Source organism: Acidovorax sp. BL-A-41-H1 (assembly GCF_051942715.1).
The window spans coordinates 254,069-268,395 of sequence record NZ_JBPVJQ010000004.1 but is presented as its reverse complement, the minus strand read 5'-3'; the positions used below and the strand labels follow the sequence as shown (position 1 = coordinate 268,395).

Annotated in this window: 23 protein-coding genes and 1 tRNA gene; 5 read left to right on the top strand and 19 right to left on the bottom strand. The window is 61.1% G+C overall.

Annotated elements, in window-relative coordinates:
- Window positions 1-23: 23 nt before the first annotated feature.
- The 3 genes from ACTPOI_RS10290 to ACTPOI_RS10280 all read right to left on the bottom strand — a co-directional run bounded on the left by ACTPOI_RS10290 (window position 24) and on the right by ACTPOI_RS10280 (window position 1,863).
- Window positions 24-551: a copper chaperone PCu(A)C gene (locus ACTPOI_RS10290; RefSeq protein ID WP_440108514.1), complete on the bottom strand. Its 528-nt coding sequence runs from the start codon at window positions 549-551 to the stop codon at window positions 24-26.
- Between the two features lie 66 nt (window positions 552-617).
- Entirely contained in the window at window positions 618-1,178 is a 561-nt protein-coding gene (locus tag ACTPOI_RS10285) for a YcnI family copper-binding membrane protein (RefSeq protein ID WP_440108513.1), read from the bottom strand.
- A gap of 313 nt (window positions 1,179-1,491) precedes the next feature.
- On the bottom strand, window positions 1,492-1,863 hold the full coding sequence (locus tag ACTPOI_RS10280; protein ID WP_440108512.1) for a DUF2946 family protein: 372 nt from the start codon (window positions 1,861-1,863) through the stop codon (window positions 1,492-1,494).
- A 160-nt stretch (window positions 1,864-2,023) separates the two neighbouring features.
- On the opposite strand from ACTPOI_RS10280, the gene ACTPOI_RS10275 reads away from it, so the two are divergent.
- From ACTPOI_RS10275 to ACTPOI_RS10260, 4 genes are all read left to right on the top strand, one after another.
- Complete coding sequence (locus ACTPOI_RS10275) at window positions 2,024-2,668, top strand: glutathione S-transferase (protein WP_440108511.1); 645 nt, start codon at window positions 2,024-2,026, stop codon at window positions 2,666-2,668.
- Window positions 2,669-3,186: 518 nt separating this feature from the next.
- On the top strand, window positions 3,187-3,558 hold the full coding sequence (locus ACTPOI_RS10270; RefSeq protein ID WP_440108510.1) for a TraR/DksA family transcriptional regulator: 372 nt from the start codon (window positions 3,187-3,189) through the stop codon (window positions 3,556-3,558).
- A 111-nt stretch (window positions 3,559-3,669) separates the two neighbouring features.
- The gene (locus ACTPOI_RS10265) at window positions 3,670-4,044 is read left to right on the top strand and encodes a hypothetical protein (RefSeq protein ID WP_440108509.1); all 375 of its coding nucleotides are present in this window, start codon (window positions 3,670-3,672) and stop codon (window positions 4,042-4,044) included.
- A 94-nt stretch (window positions 4,045-4,138) separates the two neighbouring features.
- A complete protein-coding gene (locus ACTPOI_RS10260; RefSeq protein ID WP_440108508.1) occupies window positions 4,139-4,552 on the top strand; it encodes a VOC family protein in 414 nt (137 codons plus the stop codon).
- 244 nt (window positions 4,553-4,796) lie between these two features.
- Here the strand turns inward: ACTPOI_RS10260 and ACTPOI_RS10255 are convergent, their stop codons facing one another.
- On the bottom strand, window positions 4,797-5,342 hold the full coding sequence (locus tag ACTPOI_RS10255; protein ID WP_069103882.1) for an Rrf2 family transcriptional regulator: 546 nt from the start codon (window positions 5,340-5,342) through the stop codon (window positions 4,797-4,799).
- 144 nt (window positions 5,343-5,486) lie between these two features.
- Here ACTPOI_RS10255 and nhaR point away from each other — a divergent pair, with 144 nt between their 5' ends.
- Window positions 5,487-6,398 carry a transcriptional activator NhaR gene (gene nhaR, locus ACTPOI_RS10250; RefSeq protein ID WP_440108507.1) on the top strand — a complete coding sequence of 304 codons (912 nt, stop codon included), beginning with the start codon at window positions 5,487-5,489 and terminating at the stop codon, window positions 6,396-6,398.
- Window positions 6,399-6,675: 277 nt separating this feature from the next.
- Here nhaR and ACTPOI_RS10245 read toward each other — a convergent pair.
- The 15 genes from ACTPOI_RS10245 to rpsN all read right to left on the bottom strand — a co-directional run bounded on the left by ACTPOI_RS10245 (window position 6,676) and on the right by rpsN (window position 14,324).
- A tRNA-Met gene (locus ACTPOI_RS10245) sits at window positions 6,676-6,752 on the bottom strand.
- Between the two features lie 22 nt (window positions 6,753-6,774).
- Window positions 6,775-7,167: a 50S ribosomal protein L17 gene (gene rplQ / locus ACTPOI_RS10240; RefSeq protein ID WP_063462385.1), complete on the bottom strand. Its 393-nt coding sequence runs from the start codon at window positions 7,165-7,167 to the stop codon at window positions 6,775-6,777.
- Window positions 7,168-7,262: 95 nt separating this feature from the next.
- On the bottom strand, window positions 7,263-8,255 hold the full coding sequence (locus ACTPOI_RS10235) for a DNA-directed RNA polymerase subunit alpha (protein WP_005793666.1): 993 nt from the start codon (window positions 8,253-8,255) through the stop codon (window positions 7,263-7,265).
- 111 nt (window positions 8,256-8,366) lie between these two features.
- A complete protein-coding gene (gene rpsD / locus ACTPOI_RS10230) occupies window positions 8,367-8,990 on the bottom strand; it encodes a 30S ribosomal protein S4 (protein ID WP_069103884.1) in 624 nt (207 codons plus the stop codon).
- Window positions 8,991-9,082: 92 nt separating this feature from the next.
- The gene (gene rpsK / locus ACTPOI_RS10225; RefSeq protein ID WP_005793662.1) at window positions 9,083-9,487 is read right to left on the bottom strand and encodes a 30S ribosomal protein S11; all 405 of its coding nucleotides are present in this window, start codon (window positions 9,485-9,487) and stop codon (window positions 9,083-9,085) included.
- A gap of 18 nt (window positions 9,488-9,505) precedes the next feature.
- Window positions 9,506-9,871, bottom strand: coding sequence for a 30S ribosomal protein S13 (gene rpsM, locus ACTPOI_RS10220; protein WP_008906516.1), 366 nt, complete (start codon window positions 9,869-9,871; stop codon window positions 9,506-9,508).
- A gap of 23 nt (window positions 9,872-9,894) precedes the next feature.
- The gene (gene rpmJ / locus ACTPOI_RS10215) at window positions 9,895-10,008 is read right to left on the bottom strand and encodes a 50S ribosomal protein L36 (protein WP_005793651.1); all 114 of its coding nucleotides are present in this window, start codon (window positions 10,006-10,008) and stop codon (window positions 9,895-9,897) included.
- Between the two features lie 141 nt (window positions 10,009-10,149).
- Window positions 10,150-11,469, bottom strand: coding sequence for a preprotein translocase subunit SecY (gene secY / locus ACTPOI_RS10210; RefSeq protein ID WP_440108506.1), 1,320 nt, complete (start codon window positions 11,467-11,469; stop codon window positions 10,150-10,152).
- Between the two features lie 24 nt (window positions 11,470-11,493).
- On the bottom strand, window positions 11,494-11,925 hold the full coding sequence (rplO, locus tag ACTPOI_RS10205; RefSeq protein ID WP_069103886.1) for a 50S ribosomal protein L15: 432 nt from the start codon (window positions 11,923-11,925) through the stop codon (window positions 11,494-11,496).
- 10 nt (window positions 11,926-11,935) lie between these two features.
- Window positions 11,936-12,118, bottom strand: coding sequence for a 50S ribosomal protein L30 (gene rpmD / locus ACTPOI_RS10200; RefSeq protein WP_007861725.1), 183 nt, complete (start codon window positions 12,116-12,118; stop codon window positions 11,936-11,938).
- Window positions 12,119-12,132: 14 nt separating this feature from the next.
- Complete coding sequence (gene rpsE, locus ACTPOI_RS10195) at window positions 12,133-12,651, bottom strand: 30S ribosomal protein S5 (RefSeq protein WP_069103887.1); 519 nt, start codon at window positions 12,649-12,651, stop codon at window positions 12,133-12,135.
- 17 nt (window positions 12,652-12,668) lie between these two features.
- The gene (gene rplR, locus ACTPOI_RS10190; protein WP_005793639.1) at window positions 12,669-13,034 is read right to left on the bottom strand and encodes a 50S ribosomal protein L18; all 366 of its coding nucleotides are present in this window, start codon (window positions 13,032-13,034) and stop codon (window positions 12,669-12,671) included.
- Window positions 13,035-13,045: 11 nt separating this feature from the next.
- Window positions 13,046-13,579 (bottom strand): 50S ribosomal protein L6, encoded by a 534-nt coding sequence (gene rplF, locus ACTPOI_RS10185; protein ID WP_440108505.1) that lies wholly within the window; start codon window positions 13,577-13,579, stop codon window positions 13,046-13,048.
- Between the two features lie 25 nt (window positions 13,580-13,604).
- Window positions 13,605-14,000: a 30S ribosomal protein S8 gene (rpsH, locus tag ACTPOI_RS10180; protein ID WP_291515788.1), complete on the bottom strand. Its 396-nt coding sequence runs from the start codon at window positions 13,998-14,000 to the stop codon at window positions 13,605-13,607.
- An 18-nt stretch (window positions 14,001-14,018) separates the two neighbouring features.
- On the bottom strand, window positions 14,019-14,324 hold the full coding sequence (gene rpsN / locus ACTPOI_RS10175) for a 30S ribosomal protein S14 (protein ID WP_007861712.1): 306 nt from the start codon (window positions 14,322-14,324) through the stop codon (window positions 14,019-14,021).
- Between the last annotated feature and the right edge of the window lie 3 nt (window positions 14,325-14,327).

The following is a 14,327-nucleotide window of genomic DNA, read 5'->3' as shown; positions in this document are numbered from 1 at the left end:
AGGCCAGCCGGCCCGCAGGCCGCTCAGTGCTTGTGGCCGTCCATCATGCTGCCGGCTGTGGCGCCGCCGGGCGGCGTGGTACCCACGGGCACCGACAGGTTGAGCCGGCTTTCAGCGCCCTTGGCGTCCTGGAACACCAGCGTGACCGGTACGGTGGTGCCCTTGGCCAGCGGCGCCTTCAGGTCCAGCAGCATGACGTGGTAGCCACCGGGCTTGAACTCCACCGTCTTGCCCGCGGGCAGGTCGAGCGCGGGCACGGCACGCATCTTCATCACGTCGCCTTCCATCTTCATCTCGTGCACCTCGGTCACGCCGGCGGCGGGCGACGACGCTCCGACCAGTTTGGCGCCCTCGGGGGCGGTGAGCTTCATGAAGGCGCCCGTGCCCTTTTGGCCCTGCACGGTGGCGCGGGCCCAGGCGCCTTCAATCTTGACGGGGGCCGTCTGCGCCAGGGCGGACGCGGCGGCTGCGCCTGCCAGCGCGAGGCCCAAGGCGGTGTTGCGGACGTGCGCGAAGGTGCCCAAGCGCAGGGTGGTGGAAAGCTGTTGCATGTGTAACTCCTGGATCAATCAATTCGGTACAAGGCGGGAAAGGTGGCGAGGGGGTGCTGCAGCATGTCAGTGCTGGTGCGCAGAGCCGCCGGCTTGAGGCAGCACCTCCAGCGCCGCTGCGGGGCTCTTGAGGTCGTGCAGCTTTTGTCCGGGCTGGGGCACTTCGGTCCAGTCGTTGCGGCCCTGGGCACAGATCTGGCGCACGGGCCAGTACAGCATTCCGGCCTGTTCGGGCGTCTGGCCGACCAGTACGAATTCATCATAGTGGGCGCTGGGCAGCGCGTCTTCGGCGGTGCGGGCTGTCCAGGTGATGCGTGTGGTGTCTTCGGTCACGTTGCGGCCGTGGCTGGTGTAGGGCGTGGCCAGCTTGCCGCGCTGCACGTCCAGCGTCCAGCCCGGCTTGGGCTGAGGGCGTGCGCCACGGAATCCGTCAGGGATATCGACCACGACCTGCCGCGTGGGCGATGCACCGCAGCCATGGCCCACCTTGAAGGTGGCCTTGTAGCTGGCCCCCGCCGGAGCGACCTGGTATTCGAGCACCACATGGGCGGATGCGTGGCCTGACAGGGCTGTAGCGCAGGCAAATATTGCACTCGTTGCTATTGTTTTAATAGTGTTTGAAGACATGGTGTTTCCTGGGTGTTTGATAGGTTGGCGTTCTGCGTATGCAGAGTGCGCGGCTGTTGACGCCGCTCTGCTGCGGGCATGGCTGGCGGGCGCTCGGAGGCCAAGAGCAGCCCGGGCCCGCACAGGTGGTGGCCGGAGATGCGGTGGCGCCCGCAGCGGTGAGTTAGTCGAGTGCGCAGAGGCAGCCCGTCGTGCGGCAATGGCCAAGGCCAATGCCATGCGGGTGGGCGCATGAGAACTCCTGAATATCGATCTAAAAAAGCGGCAAGCGCTTATGGAATAAGCACGGGCAGCTATCTAATGAATAGCGATTTCAGGAGAGGGCCGGAGGTCCGCGCGGCGGCAATGGCGCGGCAGTGCGCGCCGCAATGTGTGCGGCGTGGATGGGGCGCAAGGCGTGCGCCAGGGGTTGAACCACGGGCATTTGCGCCCGGGATACGGGCGGCGGCGCGCCTGCATGCGCGCACAGGGGGCAGTCCAGCGTGTGGCTGGGCAGTTCCTTCGCACCGTCGTCGGTCTTGACGACCACCTTGATCACGCCGGAGCCGGAGCAGATCAGCTCCATCGCCTGCGGGTTCACCAGCGGGGATGCCACCGCCACGCCGATGGACAGCACAAACCACGCAAGGACCAGGCGTGCCAGCCAGCGGAGCTGGCGGAGGGTGTGCAGGGGGCGGGTTGGCATGGAGCGCAGATTGTAGGGGTCACTGGCCCGTGGATGCGCCGGTGTGGCACACAGCCCGGCACGGGGCTCATCTGCGTCATCTGCGTGACCCGTGCCCTGCGGCGGCGGCCCTACGATGCCGCTGACCATCGCCCCCTCACTGACAACGGAGACATGCACCATGCTCACACTCTGCGGCTTTTCTGCCAGCAACTACTACAACAAGGTCAAGCTGCAACTGCTCGAAAAGGGCCTGCCTTTTGAGGAACAGCTGGCCTGGGTGGGCGAGACCGACCGCACCGCCACACCACTGGGCAAGGTGCCCTACCTGCTCACGCCCGAAGGCCCGCTGTGCGAGTCGGCCGTGATGGCCGACTACATCGAGGCCCTGCATCCGGAGCCAGCCTTGCTGCCCGCAGGCGCGTACGGCGCGGCCAAGGTCCGCGAACTCGTCACTTTCCTTGAGTTGCACCTGGAACTGGTCGCACGCAACCTGTACCCGCAGGCTTTTTTTGGCGGCACCGTGAGCGAATCAGCGCGCGAGAAGGTGGGAGCGCAACTCGAAAAGAACATTGCCGCATTCGGCAAGTTGACGCGCTTCGATCCGTTCATCGCCGGCAGCAGCTTTACCCTGGCCGACTGCGCCGCCATCGTGCACCTTCCGCTTGTGAGCTCGGCCACGAAGATCGTTTATGGCCGGGATTTTCTGGCGGACCTTCCGGTGCGCGAGTATCTGGCCCGCATGGCTGAGCGCCCCCACGTGCAGCGCGTAAATGCCGACCGCAAGACGAACACGGCGGAGATGCTGGCACGGCCGAAGAAGTGATACGAAATTTCTCCGCATGGGCTCGCGCGGACTGCGTCTACGTGGTCTCGCGAGTGTCTTGCCGAGGCTGCCTGGAAGTGACAACAGAGGCAAACCGCGCTATCAGGGGTGCGCCTGCAGGGCGGCGCGGATGTGGCCGCTGCGTTCCATTCGCCACGTTGGGGTGCCAGGGGCTGCGCGACACGGCCCTTGGCGTTTTCCGTATGGCGATGGCCATGCATTACCCGTGCACCCGGTTTACCGGGGGCAGCATGGCATTGCTGCGCCGATGCGCCTTGGCCTAGACATTTAAATTGGGGTAGTGCTTCGAGCTCGTGCAGGCTCAGGGGTCGCGGACTTCTTCAACCGGCGATCGCAACGCGCTGCCTGTCGGGTCACCCGCCCGAGCCTGCGTGCTGGCCCATCCGGGCGGCGACCAGGACCACGCCCGCCACGGTCGAGCAGGTGTTGACATTACTCAAGGCACGCACCCAGTGCCCGGCGCACCATGGAGGCAATCAACAGGAACCGGAGCCCCCATGGATGCAACACAGACCGCCGTCTTTCGCGAACAACTGCTGGCGCAGCAACGCGCCGTGCTGGCCCAGCTGGCGGCGCAGCGCGGCGGCACCATCGGCCGCGCCGAAGCGGCGGCCGAGCACTTCGGACGTCCAGAAGACTCCCGCGCACAGGTGGCGACCGACCGGGAGCTGGAGTTCGCGCTGGACGCCCACGAAACGGAACAGCTCGCCGCCATCGACGCAGCGCTGTCACGCATTGCGGCCGACACCTACGGCGAGTGCACCGACTGCGGGGCCGATATCGCCATCGGCCGCCTGCAGGTGGCGCCCGAAGCGTCCCGCTGCCTTGCCTGCCAGGACAGCGTGGAGCACCAGCGCCGTCCGGGCTGATCGCGTATCGCGCGCCTGCGCCGCCCTCTGACCTTCCGCTGCGCGGCCCATGCTGGCTGATGGGTTCGCGCACGCCGTTTTTCGTCAACCTTCCTACCGGAGATTCTTTCAATGAGCACTTTTCACGCAGTCGTCTGGATGGACCATTCCGAAGCCCATGTGGTGATGTTCGACCGCGAGCACGCCGAAACGCAGCGCATCCGCTCGCGCAGCCACCACAAGCACCAGGGCAAGGCAGAGGATGCCGCCCCGTTTTTCACCGCGGTGGCCGATGCCCTGGCCGATACCCGTGAAGTGCTGCTGGCCGGCCCCGGGCTGGCACGCAACGAATTCCGCGACTGGTGTGCCAAGCAGCGCCCGGCGATTGCCAAGGTGGTGGTGGATTCGGTGGCCGCTGATCACCCGAGCGACGCTCAGCTGGTGGCCATGGCCCGCCAGTACTTTAGGAAGTTCGACAACATGGCGGCTGATCCGTCCATGAACTGATGCCTTGGGCGCCGCATGCGCTGCGCTGCCCGGGACCAGCCCACAGCCGCGCTATCGTCGCGCCGGGGCAAATCAGGCTGCTATCCTTGGTAGCATGAGCAGCCTTTTTCATCTAGCCTTTCATGTGACCGATCTGGATGCGGCGCGCCGTTTCTACGGAGGCGTGCTCGGGTGCCGCGAAGGCCGCAGCACTGACACCTGGGTGGACTTTGACTTCTTCGGGCACCAGATCTCGCTGCACCTGGGCGAGCCTTTCGCGACCGCGCGGACCGGGCATGTCGGCGACCATCTGGTCCCCATGCCGCACTTCGGCGCCATCCTTGAACTGCCCGAGTGGCATGCGCTTGCGTCGCGTGTGCGCGCGGCCGGGGTGCCGTTCGTGCTGGAACCGCAGGTGCGCTTTGCGTGCGAGCCCGGCGAGCAATGGACCATGTTCTTTCACGACCCCAGCGGCAATCCACTTGAATTCAAGGGCTTTGCGTCGATGGAAACGGTGTACGCGACCTGAGCGCTGTTGCCACACGGCCCTGAGCCGCCGCAACTGCACCGAACAGGTTAGTTGGTTGACCGATCGTCGCGCGTACGCGTGAAGACCCGGCGTGGACTGGACGCCGATGGATTTGCCCTGCACGGCTGCCGCATTGGGCGTGTACCAAAACCCTGAGGCGTTTAAGCGCCGCCGGGCGAGTTCGTGCGCCCACATCGACGGCCCGCCCCCGGGGTGGCAGCCCAGAGGCCGCGGCTACAGCACCTTAGCGGCGTCGCAGGATTGGCATCGCGCCGAGTGCAAACACCGAGTTCGGCACGCCCACCTTGGCCATCAGCGGACGTGGCTTGGGGGCCAGCTTGCGGACCACGGCGGCCGGCTCCGGATCATCCACGGGCACACCCTTGGCGCGCTGCTGCGCAACCAGTTCCTGCAAAGAGACCGACTGCAGGTATTCCATGACCCGGACGTTGAAGGTAGACCAGAGTTCACCCGTCATCGACTTCACGCGCGCCGCCTGACCTGCGTTGGCACTTGCCACGCCGTCGTCCGACAGCGTCTCCACAGCGAGGATGATGTCGGCCACGGAGATGTCGCGCGGATGGCGCGCCAGCGTGTAGCCGCCGCCAGGTCCACGGGTGCTTTCCACCAGCCCTGCGCGGCGCAAGGCGCTGAACAGTTGCTCCAGGTACGAAAGCGACGTGCCAAGCCGTGTGCTGATGGTCGAGAGCGCAATGGGCCGCAACTGCTGGCGCACCGCCAGATCGGTGATTGCCGACACCGCCAGTTGACCTCGTGTGGTGATTCGCATCGTTGCTACTCCTTGTGAAGTTGTTGAGGCCGGTCGTCTCAGACCGGTACCAGCACCCAATGTAGGGCATTCAACACTTCGCGTACATTCGATTATTTGCGATCAATACATCGCATTTACCGAAGTGTTTAAGGTGGTGTCGGCATGAACTTCAAGCATTTGCGCTATTTCTGGACGGTGGCGAAGGCGGGGGGCGTCGTCCGTGCCGGGGAACAATTGCACACCACTCCCCAGACGTTGTCTGGGCAGATCCGTTTGCTGGAGGAATGGCTGGGACACGACCTTTTCCGCAAACGGGGACGTGGGCTGGAGCTCACCAGCGAGGGCCGCGTCGCGCTCGGTTACGCCGAGCAGATCTTCGCATTGGGTGATGAGCTGGAGCAGTCCGTAAGGCTGGCACGCAACCAGGCACGTCCCCTGGAGTTCCGCGTGGGTGTTGCGGATTCCGTGGCGAAGTCGGTCGCCTATCACCTGCTGGAGCCCGCACTCGGGCTCGATCTTGCGCGCCCCGTGCACATGGTCTGTCAGGAAGGCAAGTTTCCCGAGCTGATTGCCCAGCTGAGCCTGAACCGCCTGGACCTTGTACTGGCGGACGAGCCAGTTTCGAAGAAGATTGGCGTGAAAGCGTTCAACCATCAACTTGGCGTCAGCGGTATGAGCTTTCTGTGCGCGCCAGCGTTGCGACAGCAATTGTCTGGCGATTTCCCCGGGTGCCTGCAGGGTGCCCCCATGCTGATTCAGGGACCGATGTCTTCAGTCCGCCAGCAGCTGGATCATTGGCTCAATAAGCACCAGCTGCGTCCACGGGTCGTGGGCGAGTTTGACGACAGTGCATTGATGAACGCATTCGGGAGAGAAGGACGGGGCGTCTTCACCTCGCCCACCGTGCTTGATGCGGAGACCACGGCTCAGTACGGCGTGGAAGTGATCGGTCGATCCACCGATCTGGTAGAGGAATTCTTTGCCATCTCTGTCGAGAGGCGAATCACGCATCCCTGCGTTGCGGCAATCACCCGCAGCGCCAAGGTCGACTTGTTCGGGAAGAACTCGGGTTAAGCCGACGCTGGCGTTTGGAGACGATTCAGGTGCGACGCATGGGTCAGGTCCTTACGCCTAGTAGCGCCCGTGCAGCCAAGGAGATGTTTAGTCCCTGAGCCCATCCACGCCTTGCGCGGTTTCGAAGCGGAGGCGAACCACTGGCGGTCCCGTTACCGCTGTTGGAATTCCTGCCCGATCACCAACGCAGTGACGCCGTAGCATACGACGGGCAGTACCCCAAAAACAAAAACGCCCACTATCAAGTGGGCGTTTCGATTGGCATTGCTGCCCTTGTTGGTTGCGCGAGAAGGATTTGAACCTCCGACCTTTGGGTTATGAGCCCAACGAGCTACCAGACTGCTCCATCGCGCGGTAAGAGGTAGATTATACCCTATTATTCAGCTGCGGCCGAATTATTTTCGGTTTCTGCAGCGCGGTCGACGAGTTCAACCAGTGCCATGGGCGCGTTGTCACCCACGCGGAAACCCATCTTCAGAATGCGGGTGTAGCCGCCGGGACGGACCTTGAAGCGGGGGCCCAGGTCATTGAACAGCTTGGTAACGCTATCGCGGTCACGCAGGCGGTTAAACGCCAGACGGCGGTTCGCGACGGAGTCTTCCTTGGCCAGGGTGATCATGGGCTCGATCACACGGCGAAGTTCTTTTGCCTTTGGAACCGTGGTCTTGATGGCCTCGTGCTCGATGAGCGAGTTCATCATGTTCTGCAGCATCGCGAGGCGGTGCGAGCTGGTGCGATTGAGTTTGCGAAGGCCGTGTCCGTGGCGCATGGTGCTTTCTTTCTACTGTCTATGTAATTAAATCAGGCAGCCGTATCAGGTACTGCCCGAGGCACTGGTCCCGCTGGGGAACCAAAAATTATAACTTAACGCTTGTCGAGACCGGCTGGCGGCCAGTTCTCGAGCTTCATACCCAAGGTCAGGCCGCGTGAAGCAAGCACTTCCTTGATCTCGTTGAGCGACTTGCGACCCAGATTTGGGGTCTTGAGCAACTCGTTCTCGGTGCGCTGGATCAGATCACCGATGTAATAGATGTTCTCAGCCTTCAGGCAGTTGGCAGAACGGACGGTCAGTTCGAGCTCATCGACGGGACGCAGCAGGATCGGATCGAATGTCGCGTTTCCACGTGGGCCTGCCGGTGCGTCGAAGGCTGCCAGTTCGCCGCCTTCCAGTTGGGCGAACACGGCCAGTTGCTCGACAAGGATCTTTGCCGAGGCACGCACCGCATCTTCTGCCGTGATGGCACCGTTGGTCTCGATTTCCACGACCAGCTTGTCCAGATCGGTACGCTGCTCGACGCGAGCGCTTTCCACGGTGTAGCTCACGCGCTTGACGGGCGAAAACGATGCATCCAGCACAATGCGGCCGATCGACTTCGTCGACTCATCCGCATAGCGGCGCAGGTTGCCTGGCACATAGCCACGGCCTTTTTCGACCTTGATCTGCATGTCCAGCTTGCCACCCGCCGACAGATTGGCAATCACGTGATCGGGATTGACGATCTCGACGTCGTGCGGAGTCTGAATGTCACGGGCCGTGACCACGCCCTCTCCGTCCTTGCGCAGGCTCAGAGTGACTTCGTCGCGGTTGTGCAGCTTGAACACCACACCCTTGAGGTTCAACAGGATGTTGACCACGTCTTCCTGAACGCCATCGATGGAGGAGTACTCATGCAGGACACCCGCAATGGTGACTTCCGTCGCTGCGTAACCCACCATGGACGAGAGCAGGACGCGCCGGATGGCGTTGCCCAGCGTGTGACCGTAGCCACGCTCGAACGGCTCCAGTGCAACCTTGGCACGATTGTGGCCAAGCTGCTCAACATTGATAGCCTTGGGTTTCAGCAAATTGGTTTGCATTCAGACTTCCTCTCAATACCCCCAGCTCGTTACACCGGTAAGGCTGGTGAAGCGCCTACACCGCGATGCCTCGCGGTGTAGGGACGGTTTTCTCGAAATACGTACTGGCTATTAGCGCGAGTACAACTCAACGATCAGCGATTCGTTGATGTCGGCAGCGAACTCATCACGGTCCGGCACCTTCTTGAAGATGCCTTCGGCCTTCTCGGCGTTCACTTCAACCCACGCTGGCATGCCAACCTGCGCGGCCAGTTGCAGTGCTTCCACCACACGGTTCTGCTTCTTGGACTTTTCGCGAACAGCCACCACATCGCCGGCCTTAACGAGGTAAGACGCGATGTTGACCGACTTGCCATTCACGGTGATGGCCTTGTGCGATACGAGCTGGCGTGCTTCTGCGCGCGTGGAGCCGAAGCCCATGCGGTACACGACGTTGTCCAGACGCGATTCCAGGAGGAACAGCAGGTTGGCGCCAGTGTTGCCTTTTTTGCCGTCAGCAGCTTCAAAGTAGCGGCGGAATTGCTTTTCCAGTACGCCGTACATGCGCTTGACCTTCTGCTTTTCACGCAGTTGCAGACCGTAGTCGGACGTACGAGCGCCCGAAGTACGACCGTGCTGGCCTGGCTTGGAATCGAACTTCGACTTGTCCGCGATCGAGCGACGGGCGCTCTTCAGGAACAGGTCGGTGCCTTCACGGCGGGAGAGTTTGGCCTTGGGGCCGAGGTAACGTGCCACTTGAGCTTCCTTTGTGTCATCTGCCGCAAACCATTGCGGGAGCCGCCTGAGGCGCTTGCGCGTGCACAGGCGGCGGTGGGCTTAGAGAGAAATTAGATACGACGGCGCTTTTGAGGGCGGCAGCCGTTGTGGGGCACTGGCGTCACGTCAGAGATCGACGTGATGCGGATGCCCAGTGCGCCCAGAGCGCGCACCGAGGATTCACGGCCTGGACCGGGACCCTTGATCTCGACGTCCAGGTTCTTGATGCCCTGGTCGATCGCAGCGCGGCCAGCCACTTCCGATGCTACCTGGGCAGCGAATGGAGTGGACTTGCGCGAGCCCTTGAAGCCCTGGCCACCCGACGAGGCCCACGACAGGGCATTGCCCTGGCGATCGGTGATCGTGATGATGGTGTTGTTGAACGAAGCGTGCACGTGGGCAATGCCGTCCGAAACGTTCTTCCGGACCTTCTTGCGGACGCGCTGAGCTGCGTTATTGGCAGGAGATTTAGCCATGTTGATCTTTCAATCTCTTTATTTCTTCAGTGCAGCCGCACCCTTGCGCGGGCCCTTGCGGGTACGTGCATTGGTACGCGTACGCTGACCACGCATTGGCAGACCGCGACGGTGGCGGAAGCCACGGTAGCAACCGATGTCCATCAGGCGCTTGATGTTCATCGTGGTCTCACGGCGCAGGTCACCTTCGATGGTGAACTGCTCGATTTGCTCACGAATTTTTTCCAGGTCGCCGTCAGTCAGATCCTTGATCTTCTTGCTGTAAGCGATACCTGTTGCTTCGCAAATCTTGCGAGCGCGGGTGCGACCAATGCCAAAAATGGCGGTCAGACCGATTTCCGCGTGCTTGTGCGGCGGAATGTTAATGCCAGCGATACGTGCCATATGCGTCCTCTAATACTTTCCAATCAACCTTGGCGCTGCTTGTGACGCAGGTCCGTGCAGATCACGCGCACCACACCCTTGCGGCGGATGATCTTGCAGTTGCGGCAGATTTTTTTGACCGAAGCCGAAACTCTCATTGCATTCTCCTAAAACTTTTCCATCCGTCCCGGCTGTTTCGCACGGAACACAATCTGTACCCGCGAAACCGTGGGGCGCCAATTCAACCGTTATCCATTCGGCGCACTGTCAGGCTTTCGCCTGGCAGTGACTCCTCTGCCTCAACCGCCTGTGTTGCCCTTGAAGCTCGCCTTCTTCAGCAACGATTCATACTGCTGGGACATCATGTAGTTCTGGACCTGGGCCATGAAGTCCATGGTCACGACCACAATGATCAGCAAGGATGTCCCACCAAAGTAAAACGGTACGTTGTACTTCAGGATGAGGAATTCCGGCAGCAGACACACAAATGTGATGTACACCGCACCAGCCAGCGTCAGGCGAACCAGAATCTTGTCGATATAGCGCGCCGTCTGCTCACCAGGACGAATCCCGGGGATGAATGCACCGCTCTTCTTCAGGTTGTCTGCAGTCTCGCGGCTGTTGAAAACCAGTGCCGTGTAGAAAAAGCAGAAGAAGATGATCGCTGCAGCATAAAACATCACATAGATGGGCTGACCAGGGGTCAACGCACCAGAAATGTCCTTCAACCAGCGCATCGACTCACCCGCACTGAACCAGTTCACAACCGTCGCCGGCAGCAAGATGATCGACGATGCGAAGATAGGAGGGATGACGCCCGCCATGTTCAGCTTCAGAGGCAGATGTGACGATTGACCGCCATACACCTTGTTGCCGACCTGTCGCCGTGCATAGTTCACCAGGATCTTGCGCTGGCCACGCTCGACGTACACCACGAAGTAGGTCACCAGACCCACCACGATGACGATGAAGATCGCCGCCAGAATGCTCATCGCACCTGTACGCACCAATTCCAGCAGCCCACCGATGGAGCTAGGCAGCCCGGCTGCGATGCCTGCAAAGATCAGGATCGAGATGCCGTTACCCAAACCGCGCTCGGTAATCTGCTCGCCCAGCCACATCAGGAACATCGTTCCGGCCGTAAGGCTGACCACCGCGGTCATTCGGAAACCGAAACCAGGGCTCAGAACCAGACCTGCAGAGCTTTCCAGTGCCACGGCGATACCGAGCGACTGGAAAAGTGCCAAGCCAAGCGTCCCGTAACGGGTGTACTGCGTGATCTTCCTGCGACCGGCTTCGCCTTCCTTTTTCAACTGTTCGAACGTGGGAACCACGTAGGTCATCAGCTGCATGATGATCGATGCCGAGATGTACGGCATGATCCCCAGAGCGAAGACTGTGAAGCGTGAAAGCGCCCCACCCGAGAACATGTTGAACAGGTTCAGGATTCCGCCTTGCTGGCCACTGAACAACTGTTGCAGCTGGGCTGGATCGATACCAGGAACCGGGATGTGCGCCCCGATGCGATACACGACCAGCGCAAGCAGCAGAAAAACCAGTCGACGACGCAGGTCGCCGAACTTGCCGGTTTTTGCAATTTGAGCCGCGCTAGTAGCCACAGATGTCTTCCTTCAGCGCCAAACTCAGGCGATGCTGCCGCCAGCGGCTTCGATGGCTGCCTTGGCACCAGCGGTCGCGCCCACGCCCGTCAGCTTCACAGCCTTGGTGAGGGAACCACTCTTGATGACCTTGACGACCTTGGCCAGCTCGCCCACCAGGCCTGCCTGCTTGAGCGCCAGCACGTCCACTTCGGCCAGGCCGAGTTGGTCCAGCGCTGTGAGCGTCACTTCTGCATTGAACTTGAGCAGGTGCGACTTGAAGCCGCGCTTGGGCAAGCGACGTTGCAGAGGCATTTGACCGCCTTCGAAGCCTACCTTGTGGTAGCCACCGGAACGCGACTTTTGACCCTTGTGACCACGGCCAGCGGTCTTGCCCAGGCCGGAGCCGATACCACGGCCTACGCGGCGCTTGGCATGCTTGGCGCCGTCTGCGGGCTTGATGCTATTGAGTTCCATGATCTATCTCTCAGAGGACTTTGACCAGATAGCTGATCTTGTTAATCATGCCGCGCACTTCGGGCGAGTCCTGCAGTTCGCTCACGCTGTTGAGCTTGCGCAGACCCAGGCCGCGAACGGTGGCGCGGTGCGATTCCTTGGTGCCAATAGGGCTGCGCACCAGTTGAATCTTGACGGTTTGTTGCGTTGTCATTTTCAGGCTCCGGTTCAGGCGAAGATGTCTTCGACCGTCTTGCCGCGCTTGGCCGCAACATTCGATGGCGTGGTCGAGTTGACCAGTGCGTCGAACGTGGCGCGAACCATGTTGTAGGGGTTGGACGAACCGTGGCTCTTGGCCACGATGTCGGTCACGCCCAGAACTTCGAAGACGGCGCGCATGGGGCCACCAGCGATGATGCCGGTACCCTTGGGGGCCGGAGCCATCATCACGACAGCAGCGCCATGGTGACCCGTCACGTTATGGAAAATGGTGCCGTTCTTCAACGAGACCTTGACCATGTTGCGGCGGGCTTCTTCCATTGCCTTCTGCACGGCAGCAGGCACTTCCTTGGACTTGCCCTTGCCCATGCCAACGCGGCCGTCACCGTCGCCAACCACCGTCAGTGCGGCGAAACCGAGAATACGGCCACCCTTCACGACTTTGGTCACGCGGTTGACCGCGATCATTTTTTCGCGCAGACCGTCGTCCTGGCCTTCGCTCTGCACTTTGGGTTGAAATTTAGCCATTTTGTATTCCGCTCCGCTTAGAACTGCAGGCCGGCTTCACGGGCTGCGTCGGCCAAGGCCTTGACACGACCGTGGTAGGCAAAACCTGCGCGATCAAATGCAACCTTCTCGACACCAGCAGCCTTCGCCTTTTCAGCGATACGCTTGCCGATGATCTGGGCTGCAGCGGCATTGCCACCCTTGCCCGAACCGCCGAGCGACTTGCGCACGTCGGCTTCTGCCGTGGAGGCAGATGCCAGCACCTTGCTGCCGTCGCCGGAGATAACACTGGCGTAGATATGGAGGTTCGTGCGGTTCACCGTGAGACGCGCCACGCCTTGCTGTGCAATGCGGATGCGGGTCTGACGCGAACGACGAAGACGCTGCTCTTTCTTGGTCAACATGTTGCAGCTCCTTATTTCTTCTTGGTCTCTTTGATCGTGATCTTTTCGTCCGAATAACGGATGCCCTTGCCCTTGTAGGGCTCGGGTGGACGAACAGCACGGATCTCAGCAGCGATCTGACCGACGCGCTGACGGTCAGCACCCTTGACCACCACTTCCGTGGGGGTGGGCGTGGCAACCGTGATGCCGGCGGGCATTTCGATATTGACCGGGTGCGAATAGCCGACAGCCAGGTTCAGCTTGGAGCCCGAGGCCGCGGCCTTGTAACCCACGCCGACCAGGTTCAGCTTCTTCTCAAAGCCCTTGCTCACACCGACCACCATGTTGTTGACCAACTGGCGAATGGTGCCGCTCATGGCGTTTGCTTCGCGGGAATCATTGGCAGGCTCAAAGCTGAGCTTGCCTTCGTTCGAGGACACCTTCACGAGCGCGTTTTGCGCCAGCGACAAGGAGCCGCCAGAACCCTTTACAGAGATCTGGTCATCTTTCACGGACACATCCACGCCTGCGGGGATGGTCACGGGCATTTTTCCTACTCGGGACATTTCAGTTTCTCCTCAATGCCGCGGGTTAGGCCACGTAGCAGAGCACTTCGCCACCGACACCGGTAGCGCGCGCCTTGCGATCGGTCATCACGCCCTGGGGCGTCGTGACAATTGCCACACCCAGACCGTTCATGACTTGTGGAATGGAATCACGGCCTTTGTAAACACGCAGTCCTGGGCGGCTGACGCGCTCGATGCGCTCAATCACGGGACGGCCTGCGTAGTACTTCAGGGTAATTTCGAGTTCGGACTTGCCGGCTTCGGTCTTGACCTGGAAACCGTCGATATAACCTTCGTCCTTCAGCACCTGGGCAATGGCGATCTTCACTTTGGAAGAAGGCACCAGAACCGTGGCCTTGGAGACCATCTGTGCATTACGGATACGGGTCAGCAAGTCAGCGATGGGATCACTCATGCTCATGTTTAATCTCCTGACTGCTTACCAGCTGGCTTTGGTGACACCGGGGATGTCGCCTGCAAAAGCCAGTTCGCGGATCTTGGCACGAGCCAGACCGAATTGACGGAAGGTTCCACGTGGACGACCGGTGATTTCGCAACGGTTGCGCTGGCGCGTGGGATTGGCATTGCGTGGGAGCTTTTGCAGGCCCAGACGGGCTGCATCGCGCTCTTCGTCGCTGCGCTTGGCATCGCCAGCAATTGCCTTCAGTTCCGCATACTTGGTTGCGTACTTGGCCGCCAGTTTTTCGCGCTTCAGTTCGCGCTGGATCAAAGCTACTTTAGCCATGCT